Source organism: Marinomonas foliarum (assembly GCF_016906065.1).
Lineage (GTDB): Bacteria > Pseudomonadota > Gammaproteobacteria > Pseudomonadales > Marinomonadaceae > Marinomonas > Marinomonas foliarum.
The window spans coordinates 2230662-2249454 of the sequence record NZ_CP070273.1 but is presented as its reverse complement, the minus strand read 5'-3'; the positions used below and the strand labels follow the sequence as shown (position 1 = coordinate 2249454).

Annotated in this window: 13 protein-coding genes; 8 read left to right on the top strand and 5 right to left on the bottom strand. The window is 43.3% G+C overall.

The window, feature by feature from the left end; translation table 11 throughout:
* Positions 1-68 precede the first annotated feature (68 nt).
* From polA to JSY38_RS10310, 3 genes are all read left to right on the top strand, one after another.
* Positions 69-2819, top strand: coding sequence for a DNA polymerase I (gene polA / locus JSY38_RS10320; protein WP_205116764.1), 2751 nt, complete (start codon positions 69-71; stop codon positions 2817-2819).
* Positions 2820-2937: 118 nt separating this feature from the next.
* Positions 2938-3633 (top strand): hypothetical protein, encoded by a 696-nt coding sequence (locus JSY38_RS10315; RefSeq protein ID WP_205113170.1) that lies wholly within the window; start codon positions 2938-2940, stop codon positions 3631-3633.
* Between the two features lie 380 nt (positions 3634-4013).
* Positions 4014-6098, top strand: coding sequence for a DUF4143 domain-containing protein (locus JSY38_RS10310; RefSeq protein WP_205113169.1), 2085 nt, complete (start codon positions 4014-4016; stop codon positions 6096-6098).
* A gap of 30 nt (positions 6099-6128) precedes the next feature.
* Here JSY38_RS10310 and JSY38_RS10305 read toward each other — a convergent pair whose 3' ends face one another.
* The 3 genes from JSY38_RS10305 to JSY38_RS10295 form a co-directional block, all read right to left on the bottom strand.
* On the bottom strand, positions 6129-6830 hold the full coding sequence (locus tag JSY38_RS10305) for a transposase (protein WP_205113168.1): 702 nt from the start codon (positions 6828-6830) through the stop codon (positions 6129-6131).
* A 197-nt stretch (positions 6831-7027) separates the two neighbouring features.
* On the bottom strand, positions 7028-7957 hold the full coding sequence (locus tag JSY38_RS10300) for a porin (RefSeq protein ID WP_205113167.1): 930 nt from the start codon (positions 7955-7957) through the stop codon (positions 7028-7030).
* Between the two features lie 117 nt (positions 7958-8074).
* Positions 8075-9601 carry a histidine-type phosphatase gene (locus tag JSY38_RS10295; RefSeq protein WP_205113166.1) on the bottom strand — a complete coding sequence of 509 codons (1527 nt, stop codon included), beginning with the start codon at positions 9599-9601 and terminating at the stop codon, positions 8075-8077.
* A 658-nt stretch (positions 9602-10259) separates the two neighbouring features.
* Between JSY38_RS10295 and JSY38_RS10290 the strand changes: the two genes are divergently transcribed.
* Positions 10260-11201, top strand: coding sequence for a sensor domain-containing diguanylate cyclase (locus JSY38_RS10290; protein ID WP_239543942.1), 942 nt, complete (start codon positions 10260-10262; stop codon positions 11199-11201).
* Between the two features lie 178 nt (positions 11202-11379).
* On the opposite strand, the gene JSY38_RS10285 is transcribed toward JSY38_RS10290, so the two are convergent.
* Positions 11380-12267, bottom strand: coding sequence for a DMT family transporter (locus tag JSY38_RS10285; protein WP_205113165.1), 888 nt, complete (start codon positions 12265-12267; stop codon positions 11380-11382).
* Between the two features lie 256 nt (positions 12268-12523).
* Between JSY38_RS10285 and JSY38_RS10280 the strand changes: the two genes are divergently transcribed.
* Positions 12524-13120, top strand: coding sequence for a hypothetical protein (locus JSY38_RS10280; RefSeq protein ID WP_205113164.1), 597 nt, complete (start codon positions 12524-12526; stop codon positions 13118-13120).
* Between the two features lie 284 nt (positions 13121-13404).
* Entirely contained in the window at positions 13405-13788 is a 384-nt protein-coding gene (locus JSY38_RS10275) for a SpoIIAA family protein (protein ID WP_114412069.1), read from the top strand.
* Between the two features lie 32 nt (positions 13789-13820).
* Here the strand turns inward: JSY38_RS10275 and JSY38_RS10270 are convergent, their stop codons facing one another.
* Positions 13821-14543 carry a metal-dependent hydrolase gene (locus JSY38_RS10270; protein WP_205113163.1) on the bottom strand — a complete coding sequence of 241 codons (723 nt, stop codon included), beginning with the start codon at positions 14541-14543 and terminating at the stop codon, positions 13821-13823.
* Between the two features lie 203 nt (positions 14544-14746).
* Here JSY38_RS10270 and mtgA point away from each other — a divergent pair, with 203 nt between their 5' ends.
* Both mtgA and JSY38_RS10260 read left to right on the top strand, forming a co-directional pair.
* The gene (gene mtgA / locus JSY38_RS10265; protein ID WP_205113162.1) at positions 14747-15424 is read left to right on the top strand and encodes a monofunctional biosynthetic peptidoglycan transglycosylase; all 678 of its coding nucleotides are present in this window, start codon (positions 14747-14749) and stop codon (positions 15422-15424) included.
* 374 nt (positions 15425-15798) lie between these two features.
* Positions 15799-18774: an NAD(P)-dependent oxidoreductase gene (locus JSY38_RS10260; protein ID WP_205113161.1), complete on the top strand. Its 2976-nt coding sequence runs from the start codon at positions 15799-15801 to the stop codon at positions 18772-18774.
* Positions 18775-18793 lie beyond the last annotated feature (19 nt).

Genomic DNA, 18793 nt, shown 5'->3' with positions numbered 1-18793 from the left:
TAGACCTCATATTTGCCGATTCACAAAGAGGTTCTATTTTGGCTACGGATTCTACAACACAAACACCAATGATCTTGGTAGACGGCTCGTCTTACCTTTACCGAGCATTCCACGCGATTCCACCTATGCACACCAGCGATGGCCAACCGACCAACGCCACGCGCGGTGTGATCAGCATGATCCGCAGCCTAATCAAAACCTACCCAGATTCCCCTATGGTCATCATCTTCGACGCTAAGGGTAAAACCTTCCGCGACGAGATCTACAGCGAATACAAAGCGCACCGTCCACCCATGCCAGACGACCTACGCCCGCAAATCGAACCGATTCACCGCGTGGTGGAAGCCATGGGCTTGCCGCTGGTGATCATAGATAACGTAGAAGCCGACGACGTAATCGGCACCATCGCCAAACAAGTGGGCGAACAAGGCCGTGACGTGGTGGTTTCTACGGGCGATAAAGACATGGCTCAGTTGGTTACCGACAAAGTCACCCTTGTGAACACCATGAACAACACCGTCATGGACATCCAAGGCGTGAAAGACAAGTTCGGCATTCCGCCTGAACTTATTATCGATTACCTCGCATTGATGGGTGACAAAGTCGATAACATCCCAGGCGTACCCGGTGTAGGCGAAAAAACCGCCCTTGCCTTGTTGCAAGGATTGGGCAGCATCAAAGACATCTATACGCGCTTAGACGAAATCGCTGACTTGGGCTTCCGTGGTTCTAAAACCATGAAGCAAAAAATGGAAGACAACAAAGAGATGGCCGAGCTGTCTTATACCTTGGCGACCATCAAATGCGACGTAGAACTGCCTTTCGAACCACAAGAATTGAAAAACGGCGAAGCCGACAAAGAAAAGCTGCGTGAATGGTTCACCAAGCTGGAATTCAAAACTTGGTTGTCTGACCTAGACAAAGCGCCAAGCGTAGAAACCGCCAGCGATACCGTTGGTAATGCTTCCTCAGAGCAAAATGGCCAAGTGGAAACACCGGTTAAATCCAACATCGAAGCCAACTACGACACCGTCTTAGACAAAGCAAGCTTCAACAAATGGCTAGAGAAAATCCAAGCCGCTGAACTGGTTGCCTTCGATACAGAAACCACCTCGCTGAACTACATGGCCGCCGAACTGGTTGGCTTGTCCTTCTCGGTAGAAGTGGGCGAAGCGGCTTACGTTCCAGTGGCTCACGATTACGAAGGCGCGCCAGAACAGCTAGATCGCACTTGGGTGTTAGAACAGCTGAAACCTTGGCTCGAAGACGACAGCAAAGCCAAAGTCGGCCAACACCTAAAATACGACGCCAACGTGCTCAACAACTACGACATCACCTTGCGCGGCATTGCCTACGACACCATGTTGGAATCTTACGTGTACAACTCCGTAAGTTCACGTCACGACATGGACACCTTGGCGAGCAAATTCCTTGGTCACACCAACGTGAGCTTCGAAGACATTGCCGGCAAAGGCGCGAAGCAAAAAACCTTTAACCAAATCGACTTAGAAGTGGCTGCCTTTTACGCAGCTGAAGACGCCGACATCACCTTGCGTTTGCATGAAGCCATTTGGCCGAAAATCGAAACCACACCAGAATTGGTCAGCATCTTTAAAGACATTGAATGCCCACTGATTCCGGTATTGGCGAAAATGGAACAAACCGGAGCCTTGATCGACCCAGAACTCTTGCACCTGCAAAGCACTGAAATCGCTGGAAAACTGCAAGAGCTAGAAATCAAAGCCCACGAAGAAGCGGGCGAAAGCTTCAACCTAAGCTCGCCGAAACAACTGCAAGTTATCTTGTTCGAAAAACAAGGTTTGCCGGTGATCAAAAAAACACCCAAAGGCCAGCCATCTACTGCCGAACCAATTTTGCAAGAACTGGCGCAAGACTACGAACTGCCTCGCTTGATCATGGAACACCGCAGCCTGTCTAAGTTGAAATCCACTTACACAGACAAACTGCCAGAGATGATCCAAAAGACGGGCCGCATTCATACCTCGTACCACCAAGCCATTACCGCGACAGGCCGTTTGTCGTCGACCGATCCGAACTTGCAGAACATCCCGATTCGTTCTGCTGAAGGTCGCCGCATTCGCCAAGCTTTTATCGCGCCTAAAGGCTACAAGTTAGTGGCGGCCGACTACTCGCAAGTCGAATTACGCATCATGGCGCACCTGTCCCAAGATCCGGGCTTATTAGACGCTTTCACAAAAGACGCCGACGTGCACAAAGCCACCGCAGCGGAAGTCTTCGAAGTGAGCTTAGAAGAAGTGACCACAGAACAACGTCGCCGCGCCAAAGCCATAAACTTCGGTTTGATCTACGGCATGTCTGCCTTTGGTCTAGCGAAACAGCTTGGCATTGGTCGCCCAGAAGCAGGAAAATACATCAAACGCTACTTCGAACGTTACCCAGGCGTGCAACAATACATGGAAAACACCCGCGAAGGCGCGAAAGAAAAAGGCTACGTGGAAACCATCTACGGCCGCCGCTTGTACCTGCCAGACATCAAAGCGAAAAACGCCATGATGCGCCAAGCCGCCGAACGCACCGCGATCAACGCCCCCATGCAAGGCTCCGCCGCCGACATCATCAAACGCGCCATGATCAAAATGCACGACTGGCTAGCGGACACCGACCTAGACGTAAAAATGATCATGCAAGTACACGATGAACTCATCTTCGAAGTCGCAGAAAAAGACCTAGAAAAAGCCCAAGCAAAAATCGTCGACATCATGCAAAACAGCAGCAAAATCGACGTGCCTTTACTTGTGGAAGCGGGAGTTGGAGACAACTGGGACGAGGCGCATTGAGCGCCTCAGATCTAAAAATAGTCAATTGATGAAGTAAGCAACTCAGCAAGCTTTTTTATCTCCCTATTACAGTAAAGCATTGTTGAGACCCTGTAAAACTAGAGAGAATTAAAAAATAATGAATAAAGAAATAATATTCGCAAGAAAAAGCAAGTATGACAATTTCATAAATAGTCTAAACAAAGCCATGAAAAAAGAAACTTTTCATTATCTATATACAAATGGAAAAATCAATTTACCAATTACTATTTCAATCACCTTCATGTCCTTATTGACTATTTTTTCATGTTTAATCACGAGCAACATAATAAAAAACGAACCAAATCATACGGACATATTTTTAATTGTTTCTTACTCTATAGCAATAGCATCAAGTTTTCTAACAATGGCATACCTATTATTAAAATCAATAAAAAGAATCTTCAAATATAAATTATGGAATAAATTAAATAGAGAAAAAATCAATATTGAAATTATTCTTGAAGCTATAAATGAAAATAAAGAGAATTTCAATAGCATAAAGTCAATTTTAGAAAAAAAAGCAGAACCTAGATTCGCATCTTTACAATGGATTTTTGGCATAGCTTTTCTAATAATTAAAACATTAATCTTATTATCTACAAGCCTTGAGGTTATAGAGTACTTAACAAAAAATGAAGACGGCCTTTTTGAATTTCTAGTTTTAAACAAGAGATTTAATACTTTTGATTTCATAGCATATCTTCTATTAATAACCTTAATTATAAATATATATTTATTTAAAAGAGAAAAAGAAATGACCTCAGATTTAAAGAAAATATTATGTTTTATGTAAAAACCATAGATTATAAACGATAAAACCTAGTAAGGAGTCATTTGGCACAAATAAAAATCAAGTCTTAAACAGATTAGACCGAAATAGGTTCAAATTAGATCGATATTCGGGATGCCATGACGTTTCACAATCGTCTTAGCTGTTTTATTAAGAGTGGTATGTTAGTTGAGGCAATGGACGTCCAAAGTGAGTCCGCCATGTGGAATATATATCTCGACTTTAGATTGCTAAAATGTGAATTTAGCTTCATCTACCTAATTGCCCCTGAATTCAGGTCCGAAGTGCGACACTTTTTATTTCAAGTTGCTAAGCATATCTCTTTAAATACGAATTCAGATTCAAGTAAACTTGATCAGTAAATAATTAGAAGGAATAAAGTAATGAAGGGATCAACCAATGACTACTATCAACTTTTTCTTGAAGCAAAAAGTAGCTTTGTTGAGGATGAAATAAAAAATGAAATTTCTGGAGATTTTAGTGATTATAAAATCATATATTCCGAACTGTCTAAGTTGCTTAATAGTTCTTCAGGAATTGGTATAGACTCTCTGAATACGAGACAACAACTAGTAATTGAAAAAGTTTTAAACCCAAAATCATCCGAACTAATTGATGAGTCACTTCAAATATTTCAGGTTATTAGGGATGCCATAACTGATAAAGTTTTTATTTTTACTAATAAACATCAATGGATTAAAGCAATTAAGCTTTCTATTTTATACTTATTGTATAAAAAAATAAAAGTCGACCATATGGTCCCAGAAGAATACATTTCTATCGCTAATTCCCTTTTATATCTAAAAAAAAGGGGGTTCAATATAGAAAGTATTGATGGTTATATAAAACTAGAAGACCCAGAGCTGGTTAGACTCGCTACAGCTATAAACTATCGTGTAGAAAAACTTGGAAAACAAGGTTTTGTTAAATTTATTTCAGTTATAAGTAAAAACTACTCAGATAATGAAAAACGGTTTTTTTTCTATAAAAAAAGGCCTACAATTCCGACTTTTCAAGAACCATCTACTCCATACGGATATGTTTTCAATCTATTCTGCAAGAACTTAAACCTAACATGCAAATTAAAAATAGCAGAGCAAGAAAAATTCTTTAATGAAATACAAAATCTATCCACTCATCTTGCTACAATTATTGATGTAGAGAAGATTTCTCCTTGGGAGAATATTCATGTTGACTCAGAGAATATAATTAAAAAACTAAGAGAGTGGGTTTTATACCCTGAAATATATTACTTACCGCAATTATCTCCCTTACATGGAAGAAAAATATTTCCTCGAATCTTTGAACTCCTTGAAAAAAACACTAAAGATAGTCTTTCTGAAATAATGTTGGCCTCTAGAATTATGGAAAAACTTGAAAACTATCTATATCAAGAAGGGGCTTTATCTGGTGAGTTTACAGAAGATCATATACTCAGATTGTGTATAGATTTAGACAGTCCAAAAAACATACTAAAGATGTTAAACTCAATATCAAAACCAGCAAATGAAATCAATAAAAACTATTTATCTCCTTTTGATTCGACTAAATCTAACATCAAAGAAACTCCATTAATTAGAATTAAAAGTTGCTATATTATCACCAACATAGCAACATATAACATGGCAAAATATCGTGCTCTTTTGAAAATTTCTGATAAATACAATCCTAAAACAGAACAAAATTTAGGATTTGCATTAGAGAATTTCATAAAGGAGAATTTTGAAGCATCAAATGTTAAATATCATCATAGCTTTGAATACCTATCTCCCGAATACATGAAAAAAATCACAGAAACTAATCGCAATCAAGGTGAATGTGACTTTATTGTAGAGTCTAATGATTATATTTTTTTGATAGAAGTTAAGAAAAAAGGATTAACAAAAGATTCTCTATCTGGAAGTCCTCTACATTTACTTATTGATACGACATTAAGTTTTATAAAATCAATAAACCAACTGACTACTATTGAATTAATATTACTAAATGAAGGTGAAATAAAAAACCCAAACAATACTAAAAAAATAAATTTAGATGGCCGTGATATTTTTAAATTGATTTTATCTCTTGAGGATATGGCATCACTACAATGTGATAATATCAAAAGTAGCATTTTACATGGTCTTTATAATACAAAATTTAGTGTGAGCAATGAATCCGCTATTGAACCCATAGATAAAATCAACAAAACCTTAGATGAATTCACTAGGTTGCATTCTGAATTAATGGGGAAAAGTGATGATTATGAACACAGCCCTTTTCATCGAGTTTCATATTTAAGCACGCCTCAGCTATTAACACTTTTAGAAGATGTAAATAATAACGAGGATTTCAGTAGAAATATATGCCGTTCAAATTCAGTTGTGTACAGTCTTATGGACTGGTATGCATCTTATAGAGCATCTAAGAACAATAAAATATTAAAAGAAAATGAAAATTTTTTCAAAAATACAGTATTACTAAGCTAAGTTTGGTAACAATTGGGGTCAGATGAAAATTTAATCCATCTGGCTTGGTTTCCTACCACGCTTTCTTGGCGTCACTCGCCTACCCGTTAACTTCTCAATCTCTTCTTTGAATCTGTCATTCCCCAGTGCCATATCTGAATGCGTAGCGGATCGAATCCGGCCAAGCTCTTCTTCTGGGATGTGGTATTTGAATAAGGCTTGATAACGCTTCGCTCGCGTTTCCTGCTGAAAGCTAAGCTTGAGATAAAGTTCATGCGGTTGCCAAAGCTCACTTTGTAGATCCAGTGACTCCTGCGCGTGAAAGCGATAGCTCGACCATTTGTAGTCAGCAGGATGACCAACCATATTAGCTCTAACGGGATTCAGTTCGATGTATCGCTGGCAGATAAAAAAGTATTCTTCAGCATTGATGACACAAGATTTAAATCGCCCCTCCCACAATGTACCGGTTCTTTGATAGGTGTAGTTGAAGTAACGGACATAGCGGCGTCCCAGTGCTTGCATCATCTTCGAGATACCGCCCTCGGTCATTGGCGTTGCAAGTAAATGTACGTGATTGGTCATCAAGACCCATGCATGCACTTTAACGTCAAACTCTTGAGCGTATTCCGTTAGCCAATGTACATAAGCGATGAAGTCATCTTCACTGGCAGAACACACTTGGCGGTTGTTGCCACGTTGGATAATGTGTTGCGGGATACCAATCGGACAAAGTCGTGGAAGCCTCGCCATATTTCACTCCTTTGAAATAAGCTTTACTGAAAAAACGCTGATACGAACATCCTGTTCATAAATATCAGACTAGCCGATATCTTAGGGTAAACACTTATTGAGTCAAGCTGGCGACCCGTTTTCTATTTTCATCTGACCCCAATTTCACAATTTCACAATTTCAGTGCCCTACCGGAAAGTAGGGCATGAGTCCAAGTTTAAAATTCGATTTCCGTGCCTGCAACGTAGGCTATTTCCGCGCCTTCTTTGTTTGTGTTAGAAAGCTCTGCAAAGACTTTTACGTCTTTAAACTCAGGAAACGCATACGTCACGTTGGTATACCACTCATAAACTTCTTCATCCGATTCAGGTTTATTATTCACATAACCAAGCACCATGGTGGTCGAGTCGGTTACGTCAAACATGGCCACGAGGTTATAGACTTTTAACGTGTCTTTCGCTTCCGAGTAGTCTGCTGCGAAGGTCGCAAAGCCGGCATCGTATTTGGCACTCACACCATACGAGTCCATCTTATCGCCATGAATTGCTTCCTCACGATTTTGATAGGCGACGGCGAATTCCACGTTTGAAACATTAAACGATGCAAACGCATCAAATGACTGCTCGCCTTCACTGTCTTCACCTTCTGCTCGTAATTCCGTCGAAAGCATAAGGTTAACTTTGTCTAGGTCGAAGTTTACTAAGATCACGTCGTCGCCACCCGTTTCATCAAAAGCCACATCGTCCGAGTCCATCTCATAGTCCTCCGCCACACCAAACTCATCCGTAGCGTAATCTTGCTTACCAACCGACAGCGCAGTATCACGGTAAGCAAAACCGACATAAGCGTCTTTGAGTGCCGCGCTATTTTGATCTTCGTCATCGTTAGCCGCGTCATCAAAATCAAACTTAATTCGACCAAAAGCACTCAGGTCCTTGGTGAGTTGATAAGAAATTTTGTTATCAAGTTTCAAAGAATCAAAATTCACGTAGAGATTTTTATCTTCACCATTGTCTTTTTGCAATTGGATTTGGATGTCTCCATTCAGTTTATATTTAAAGCCGTCTTGATCAACAATGGTGGCTGCCATAACGGAAGTAGTCGTGAGAGAAGAAAGCATTGCGGTTGCTAGAATTGTCTTGTTCATTGTGAGGTTCCTCGGTGAGGTTTGTCCGTGCCGCTAGACAACAGCAACCCCACCTTATTGAAAAGTGTTTATAATTTAATAAAGAGTTCATTTAGTACTGAAAGTGGTGATGTACCGCTATAGAGGGCTTAACTCATCGCCATAGCAACGTTTTAGTTCGCTTAAACTGTAGAAATATTGAGTGCCTGGAAAGACGTTACAATCGTCTTTAAAGCCGATTTCTTTTTCGTTGTAGAGCATCTTCACCAAAGTGGCACTATTCGGTTTTTTGCTTTTAAACAAATCCCATTGAATGTTCGCAGAGTAAGGCGTTACCCAGCCGCCACGCCATGCATTATTTGCTTGGCTATAAAGTTCATCAGGGGACGCGGATTTCTGGCTGCCTTCGACATGCAGAAGCGCCGCCAAGGGCATAATTTGCTCCGCGTGGGCAAAACGAAGTTTGGCGACATGCTTAACCGCTTGGCGGTTGTTTGCAACGGCGTCCATTTCATTGAACATGTCTTTTAGCAGGGGCTTCGCAATGTTGTAAGTCACACCATGGCCATCCGCAAAGCTTGGCCCTTTTTCATAGAAATCTTCCGCATCAGACTGGTAAGCGAACCAAGCGGACTCTTCTGGCGTAATAAACTGTTTCAGATCCCATTCACCACCTTGTGCTTGGGCCTCTCGCAACATCCCAGGCGCGATAATAAACATGTTGTAAAGCTTGGATGCCGCATCGACTTCGTTTTGCACGTACTTCCAATCGTCTTCTGTTTCATCTGGTTTACGAGTATTGGTTTTAAAGCAATTTCCAGCCGCCACATCGCAGTTTTTGTCATCAGAAATTTGATGCTCAAGGAAATCGACAAACTCTTTGGTATAAATGCGCTCTAGCATCTCACGAGCTAATAACTTAGTTTGCGGCAGTCTTGCGAGCTCATCAAAGACCGCCTCTAGCTTGTCTGATTTTTTAAACGCTTTATACGCTTCATAATTGCCTTTGTACTCTTGATAATTGGCGTTTTTTGCTGGATTGGTTTTGTGGGAGTAAAGCTCGTATTTATTGACCATCTTCTTATCAATTTTATTGGCTTGTGTTTGGGCTTGATAACACTGCGCCGCATCATCACTTACATAATTAACGTCTTTTGCAAGCGACTGCATGAAGAAATGGGCCGTTTGATTGGCCCGCGCTTTACCTGATGTTTGCACCTGGATGCAGACTGGCTGTTGAGATGTATTCCGCATGAACAGTGGCAAACGCTCAGCCATACGTGTGGCAATACCTGAAGGCTCTTCTTCACCAATTTTTGTGAGTAAGCCGTAGCCTAGAGTTTTGTTTGCGGCGGTTACTTGGTCGGTGATCGGCCCAAGTTTTTCACCTAGCTCTGTTAATTGACCGCGTTGTTTCGCCAACGTCCATACTTGCTTAGTCAATATATCGTATTTTGGACTTGATAATGCACGTGCTCCGTGGCGTTCAACCAATTGCGTATAAGCAATTTCATAACCATTAGGTACGGCTTCGTAGCTGTTTAAATCTTGTTTAGGTACATAAGTTGCCTTGCTGCTGTATTGATATTCAACAGACTGAGCGAGGCTACTAGACGCACCCAACAAGGCGATAGTTGCTGAGGCGATGAGAGAATAACGATTCATGAGTTTTCCTAAAAGTGACAGTGAAACAGGTATGATGCGATTTCCAAAAAACAAGCGGAACAGTAACCGGTCAATATGACAACCTGATTGCATAAAAATTAATTTTGCACATAGGTGCAAAATTAATCTAACGTCCATTTATTTCATTTGTGATGATTTTTCGGGCTATGAGAGCTATAACAATTGGGGTCAACAATTGGGGTCAGATGAAAATTCAACAATTGGGGCCAGATAAAAATTAAGCCTTCTTACTTGGCTTCCGCCCTCGCTTTACAGGCGAAACTCTCCTGCCCGTTAGCTTTTCAATCTCTTCTTTAAACCTGTTATTCCCCAATGCCATATCTGAATGCGTAGCGGATCGAATCCGTCCGAGTTCTTCTTCTGGGATGTGGTATTTGAATAAAGCTTGAGATAAAGCTCATGTGGCTGCCAAAGCTCACTTTGTAGATCCAGTGACTCCTGGGCGTGAAAGCGATAGCTCGACCATTTGTAGTCAGCAGGATGACCAACCATATTAGCTCTAACAGGATTCAGTTCGATATATCGCTGGCAGATAAAAAAGTCTTCCTCTGCACTGATGACACAAGATTTAAAAATCAGAATAGCATTTTGGGTTGCCTTGCTTAACCCCTGCTATAGTTATGCCAATGAACACCTTATGTTTTATACAGTGATTGAGTTTTGTGAGTCATTACTTGGAGTACGCGCTCAAATGATTAACGAGTTTATCGAGCTTAGCCAAGACGGCTACGGTATATATGATCAAGACGACATACTTATATTCTGTAATTCAGCCTTCGCTGAGCTAAATTACCACCCTAAAGAACAACTCATAGGCAGATCGTTTGAGGAAATTGTTCGACTAAACTACTCGAATGGCCGTGGAGCGAAAATTGATTCTAAGGATGTTAATGCCTTTTTACACTATGCCCATAAAATGAGAAGATCGCGCCCGTTTCGAATTTTTGAAGTCGATTTCATGGATGGTCGTTGGTATTTATTTTCTGAGCAAGTCAATGAGTCCCGCTTTCTTTTAGTTCAGATGAAAGAAATCACCAAACAAAAAATCCTTCAGGGTGGGCTGGAAAATACATTAGAAAAGCTCAGCGAGCTTGCTCTCGTCGATGAGCTGACTGGGTGTGCCAATCGCCGAGGTTTTGTCAATTCAGTCGAGAATGAGCTAAAACGCAATCGACACGCTGGAACCTACTCGACAATGGCGTTAATTGATTTAGACCTTTTCAAAAAAGTTAATGATGAATTTGGTCACCAAATTGGAGATGCAGCGTTGCAGCATGTTACTAAGCTGGCAACAACACAACTGAGACAATACGATATATTTGGCAGAGTTGGCGGCGAGGAATTCGCTATCTTTCTTCGCAATACTGATCAGGAAATAGCCTTCAACATTATCAATCGAATTCGAGAACAGATCGCCGCGACACCTCTTAAGATAAATGGACACACTGTCTTTTTAAGCATATCTGTCGGCCTCGTAACCGAAGATAGCAAAGCCTCTTTTGAGCAGCTTTACACCAAATCAGACTTTGCTTTGTATAAAGCAAAAGCGTTAGGTAGAAATCAAGTTCAACAATATTGATCGCTGAGGTCTAACAATTAGGGTCAATTGGGCTGATGGAAATTTAATCCGTCTGACTCGGTTCCCTACCGCGCTTCATAGGCGAGACTCGCCTGCCAGTCAGCGTTTAATATTTTCTTTAAAACTGTCATTCCCCACTGCCATATCGGGCTGTAGGGATTCGGGTGCATATAAAAAACTATTCACGAGTACGCTGTAGGTAGATCACGTACAGTCCACTGGCAATGACAATGCCCGCTCCTACTATGGTCCACCTGTCTGGTAGTTCGCTAAATACTAAGAAGCCAATAATGGTGGCAAACACCAGTAAGCTGTAGTTGAACGGCTGTAATACCGAGGCTGGTGCATACTCTAGCGCTTTCACTAACAAAAGCTGCGCGGCGACACTCATAATCGAGACCACGGCCAATAGCATCCATTCCTGCATGCTTGGTACACGCCATGCCGTCACACCAAAGAGGGTTGCACACACGAAGCCGATCAACGCCATATACAGTATGTTGGTATGAAAACCATCACCCGCTGAACTCACCTGACGAGTCACGATATGGTAACAGGCAAAGCACAGGGCTGCAGTTAATGGTATCAATGACTCAGGTTTAAAGACGTCCAACCCAGGCCGAAGAATAATAAGCGTTCCGGCAAAGCCGACACAAACCGCTAACCACGATTTCATGCTTACCCGTTCTCCTAGGATGGGGGCCGCCAAGGCAATCGCCATCAATGGGAATGCCGCCATCAACGAATGGGATTCTGCCAAGCCAAGATAACGCAGAGCCAAATTAAAAATCGCAATCTCTGCGATGGATAATATGGAGCGCAATACTTGTAACTTAGGACGAACTGAACGTAATGCATGGCGAATAGTGCTGGTGCGTGATACCCAAACGATGGCAAACAGGGCAAATACCCAATAGCGCACTAATACCACTTGCGCTACGGACATATCCTGCACGAGGATTTTCGTCACGGCATCTTGTGACGCGAATACCAACATCGCGGCTAGGCATAACAATACGCCTTTTCCCACTAAGTTGGAGCCCACTTCCTTGTTCGATGGATTCATTTGGCCATTGCCCTTCTATGGTGTGCTGAGTCTTGGATGGTCTCTGGATTGTAAAACATCTCAAAGAACAATTGGACAATTTAGATGTGTTTAAAAATTGGGCGCTAGAAGCCATTTTGGCTATCACTTAATAGACAATCCATAACTCACTTTAAACGACCTATTTTGGTGCAAATTTGACGTATTTTGTCCGTCTGTTTAACAATGAAGTCGGTAGAATCGAGTGTTACTATGATGGATGAGGCAGGAAAGACAGATGGATTTTAATATAAAGCTTGTTTTTAGTGGCATTGCTATTGCGTTAGCGATGGTTGGTTTTGTGCCTTATATTGCGCTGATCCTGCGAGGCAAGGTGAAACCTCATGTATTTTCATGGGTCATTTGGGGCATTACCACTACCATTGTATTCTTTGCTCAGCTAGAAGCCGAGGGCGGCGTGGGCGCATGGCCCATCGGGCTATCGGGCTTTATTACGATTTTCATTGCCTTCTTAGCGTATATTAAGCGCGGTGATGCCACTATCACTAAATTAGACTGGGGATGTTTGGCTCTTGCCTTGGCATCACTGCCTCTGTGGTACGTAACAAATGATCCCCTGTGGGCAGTCCTGATTCTGACCACGATCGATATGATAGGCTTTGGCCCCACCTTTCGAAAAGTTTATCACCGCCCCTTTGAAGACAGCCGTGTTTTCTTCATTATTATGATTTTACGTAATGTGTGCTCTGTGGTGGCGCTGGAAGCCTACTCTGTGACGACAGTGCTGTTTCCGTTCTGCTTGGCGGTAGGGTTTTTGATTATATTGGTTATCCTGCAATTCCGCCGCAGTGTGCTGTCCCAACAAACAGCTTAAATTCGCCAACTGTTATTGATTAAGATCAAACTAATCATCATTACTTTGCAAACGCCTAGGCCAATAATATGTGCCTAGGCATAACAACACTCAAGCAAATGTATCCACGTTAGGTGGCTACATTATAGAGATTCTCCCTTTTTCTATTGTCTTTACTGACACTTTTAGCAAAAAGCGCAAATTACACGCTGCTTGCTGACTATCTATGCTGAGTTAATCAACTTTCCTACTGGCAATTTTGTTCTAAAGTAACACTATTGATAAGCGCTTTTTAGGAGCTAATTATGTCTACTTACACAAATGGTGTTTCACTGAATGCAAAGCGTTATAACGACAAGCTGTTACTTAATGTGAAAACCTCAGGTCACCCAAGCGACATGGATTTCGAAAGCATCACGCCTAAGCTAGAGGCGGCGCTGTACACTATACATTCCCCTTATGCGGGTTTATTGGTGGATATTAGTGAGTTTGAAGGCTGGAGCATTAAAAGCGCTTGGTCGGAATTTTTATTAAGTCAGAGACTTGGCGGTGAGTTCAATCGCATTGCCATCTACGGCAAAAGCCGTTGGCAGAACAGACTAATTCGTGTAATTAGCTGGTTTATCTCTGCAGACATTAAGGTGTTCAAGCGTAAGAAAGAAGCGACAGACTGGGTTATGTCTTCATAAGCCAGCCTTGATCCGCTGAACCCATTTATCCCCTAACCCCAGAGCTGACGTAACTCGTTTAGCTCTTGTATAAACCATTCTGATAACTGTACGTTCTCCGGCCACCAAGTAAAGGCTGTTATCCAAGCTTCTGCGCTTGGGCTTAACCAATAACCCACTACGCAGCAGAGCAACAACACCAGCGACGCCAGCGGCTCACCCCAATCGGTGAGCTTCATCGCGGTGCCAAACGAGCGTTTGATACGCATGCCAGACAGCTCAATACTGTATAACTCATCAAGTATGAGATGGATGGTCGCACCCAAGAAGATAAAACCACCAATCCCCCAAGCGGTTTTCACTTCAAGAGCGAACAAGTGATAAGTAATAGGAACGGCAAGCATGGCAAACATCATATTGGCCAGCAGACTGTGCAACGTCCCCCTATGTATAGTAAATTGCTCAAACACCCATTGGATAGGGAAACGTACCACTAAATAACTGACAATCGCTAAGGCGAGTACCTGCCAATGAATCAGTTTCTCCATGCCAAACGCAATTGCCAGACCACCAGCCAAGGCGCCAAAGAGCCGAAATATCAGACGAATAGCGGCAGAATCATCGGCATCGATATCAGGCAATAATCCACCAAGGGTGCCAGCCAAGGCGTAAAAAATGGCCTCGTTCATATTGGCAAAGCCCATAATAAAGGTGCTGGCTGCCAATGGTGCGCTGAGTATGGCTGCCACCGTAAAATGGGTTTTAAAGTCGGCCATTTGGCAATGTCCTATTGCTATAATGTAAGGTGAAATCCGATGTTGCGGACGGTAAAATTTTGGTGGACGAATGCTACAGGAATCGAGGTATAGAGTCTGCGCAGCAAAAACTAAAGATTCATTAAAGATTTACCACTGTTATTGTTTATACTCTTGGTTGTCGCGGGCTAGAAAGCCTCGTTCGAATCATTAAGAGAGAATAAATGGCAAAGCGTAAACAGGGTATTTTCAAAAAGACTTGGACCATTCTTTGGCGCGCTTTGCTATTGCTGATTCTTGTTTTATTGGTGTTTCGCTTTATACCACCGCCAACCACAGCGTTTATGTTGCAAAGCCCTTATCCAGTCACTCAAGATTGGATCAGCATTGATAAGCTACCGCCCTATATGCCACTCGCCGTGGTTGCTTCCGAAGACCAACGCTTTCCCAATCACTTCGGCGTTGATTTTACCGCGATAAGTAAGGCGCTTGACCAATACGATGATGGACAAGGTCTTCGTGGTGCGAGCACTATTACCCAGCAAACGGCAAAAAATCTTTTCCTTTGGTCTGGTCGAAGTTTTATTCGCAAAGGATTAGAAGCAGGCTTTGCCATTGGCCTTGAAACACTATGGGGCAAGAAGCGTATTCTTGAAGTGTATTTGAATATCGCTGAGTTTGGCCAAGGCATTTATGGTGTCGAAGCCGCAAGCCAGCATTATTTTGGCAGATCCGCCAGCAAGCTCACCATGAACCAAGCAGCTCGCTTGGCCATCATGCTACCAAGTCCCCGTACTCGAAACCCTAACGAGCTAACCTATTATCTTCGTCAAAGAGTCGATTGGGTTGAACAGCAAATGCAGCAACTTGGCCTAGACTATTTGAAGCCCATTCTTGAATAATCTTTAAAGCTCGTATTTCACCATTCTAATACGAGCATGCCACCCACTTTCTCCTTCCCCTAGTGCCATAAAGTGCGCTTTTTCACTTTTAAGTCGATTAATTGCGTCCATTTGTAGGGGACACGCATTATTTTGGCGTTTTCAGAACACTTTCATGTCGTTGAACAAGATTACACTGCTGCACTAGCACAACGTAATAAAGATTCTCATTTATCGTTTTGTGTTTAAAAAATAAAACCATGCTCTGTTTGGATAATGTCCATGGGTAAACATTCTTATCTGTGGGGAAGGACAGGGACTCTTCTCTGCCTGGTCTTAGAATAGCCATTAAAGCCAGAGCGAACGTATAAACTATCTTGCAGGTAATGAAAACGATGACTTCAATTGAGCAACTTAAAGCCGCTCGCGCGAGTGCGCTTTCTCTGACACAAAAAGGCGCTCCTCAGGCTACTAGCAACCAGTTCTTCGGCGTTGGTCCTATTACAGACATGACATTAAACGAAGTGGATGCTCGTCAACTTCGTTTTGAATTTGACGCTTGGATAGAAGAAAACTACCCAAAACTAGACGACAAAGGTAATCGCATTGGTAGTTTCACTACTGCGGAAATCGGTCGTGGCATGCACCGTGGCTACCCTGCAGACAAAGTCCTAAATGACATGATGCGTGAAATTCACCGCTACTTTGGTTTTCCTAAAGCCAACCGTATGGCGGTTGGTCTTGGTGGTGGTCACAGTGGCTTTACCGCAGCAGCTCTGCATTTAATGACTGCAAACGATGCCTCTCAAATTGTGTACGTTGATACGCCTAAGCCTGAATCGGCTGAAGGCAAGGCTGGCGGTTTCTTTCGTCAATCTTGGGGCACTCAGCTAACAGAATTACAGCGTTATGCGACTAACGGTGACGAAAACCGTATTATCTTTGCTGAAGGCGAAGGCGCGATTCCAAGTGCTGACTTCCTAATCGAAAAAGGCGTTAAATTGTTCTTCGGTGTGGGCCATGAAACAACAGGCGCGACCACTTACACAGAGCAAGAAATTGCCAACTTATTGGCTTGGATTGACGCTAACCCAGAAGAACACCACGCCGTAATCGATGCAACGTCCCTACTTGGTGCTATGCCTTGGGCGAAAGAGTTGGTGGATGGCGTACTAACAAAATGCAACCTATTCATGCCGTTCCAAAAAGCCATCGGCGGTATTTCTGGTTACTTCATCGTTTCTTTGACTAAACCTGCCTTAGCACTGATCAATGCGAACCAGAAAGACCCTTCTTGGGCGATTCCTCGTCAGCTTAAAATTGCAGTGCCACGTGACGCAAAAGAACCACTGACCAGTGAAAAAACCACTGATCTTGGCCCAATCTACGATGCAGAAAAAGACCAAATGCTTGGCGGTATCATTAATACCTTCAGCACCTTAGCGTTTGCCGAAACCACCTTTGCGATCCTTCGCAACGAACGCATGATAGGTGATGTTTACGCACTGAATGCGCGTTCTGCAGCAAACCGCCAGTCTGTAGACAGCTGGATAGCAAGCAGCGACTTGTTCGAACTTGGTGTATCTAATGCAGATTCTCGTGGTGCAGCCGTAACGCTTCTCAAAGTGACGGATGGTGACATCACAGACGCAGACGTTCACGCTCGCATCATTGCTAAGTCGAAGCAAATGTTAGGCTACGAAGGTATCACTCATACTGACGGTGCGCACGAGAAAGGTCTAGACGTTGCTCGTTACGTAAACGCATTCCCAGGTACGCCAGGCGACTACCGCGCATGGATCGGCGGTATCCGTCCTTCACAAGACATCACGGCGCTACTCGAAAACATTCAGTACTGCTACCTACGTGCGAAAAATGCGGTTCTTGAAGAATTGCTAGCTGAACAAGGCGAGTCTTTCGAAAGCGCCGTTTCTGCATCAAATGCTGCTGACGTTCGTGTAGACGACGCTAACCGTGCTTACAAAGTACTGATTGCTGATCTTGTTGGCATGGTATTCGATGCTGACGGCAACGCGGATTGCAGCGAAGTTGCAGCTTACATCAAATCTCAAGGCGGTGAGTTCCATTTCGGCTCTGTTGCTGAAACAGGCGACTTGGCAAAAGGTAAAGTACATTTCTTCTACCAGCCAAGCCTAAGCCGTGAAGACGAGCTATTAGCTGAAACGGGCGAAGGCCAATACGACGCTGTGATCGCTGCAGCGACATTCTTCCCAGCGGAATCTAAGTTCGAGTTAGGTGGCGTACGTATCGGTGCGGGCACTGGCAACATGGGCTCTGCTAGCTGGGGCGGCGGTAACGGTGAAGGTGGTGTTGCACCACTGATGAACACACCAAGCTTCAACTCTCGTGCAACCGCACAAGCGGCAATGAAAGCGCTGCTTAAAGTGCTTCCTGATCTACAAGTTTCTGCCATGCACGATCGCGTTGTGGCGGGTGACTTCGACACAGGTAAGAACCTTGCAGAGTTCCCAACGACTAAGCTTGAAGGTAAGAAGCTTGCTGTTGTTGGTTACGGCAACATCGGTCGTGAAGTAGCGAAACTAGGCGCTGCATTTGGTATGAAGGTATCTGTATACGCTCGTCCTGCGCACCAGAAATGGATCGAGTCTGAAGGCTTCACTTACGCCTCTAGCATCGTTGAAGCAGCACAAGACGCTGACGTACTTAGCCCACACACTGGCCTAGGTGCATTCAATGCTGATACTGGCAAGTTCAGCAACTCTGACATCATCAATGCAGACGTTTTCTCTGCAATGAAACAAGGTGCCGTGCTAGTTAACTACGACCGTGGCGAAGTAGTTGACATCGAAGCGTTAGACGCTGCCTTAGCAAGCGGCCAAATCCGTTACGCAGCAATCGATGCGGATTTGTTTAAAGACCCAGCTACTGGCGAATTATCTGGCCCAATGGTTCCTTACCGCAACATCTACGAAAAGCACGTAGGCAAAATGGAACTTCTACCACATGCGGCGGCAGACACAGAACACGTTTCTCGCGTCGAAGGCGCTAAGCAAGCGGTTGATCAAATCCTAAGTGTGATTCAACACGGTAAAGTGATTAACCTAACAGGCGATTTGCCTAAAGGTTTCACCAACGGTGGTACTAAGACGGTCAACGGCGTGGGCAAAGTAAACGCGAGTTCTGTTAAAGCGTTATCAGCTGAGCAAATCAAGCAACTAGCTGACAGCGCAACACAAATTGCGGCATACTGGGGAGCAATTAACGCAACCGAAGACACAGACAAACGCGCGGCACTTGTTGCTGAATACTCGGAGATGATGGTATTGAACTCGAATATCTACACGACGTTACTTGCTCAAAATGGTCTGCAAGGGCCACTTGGTAATTAAGTAATACTGTCGTTAGACA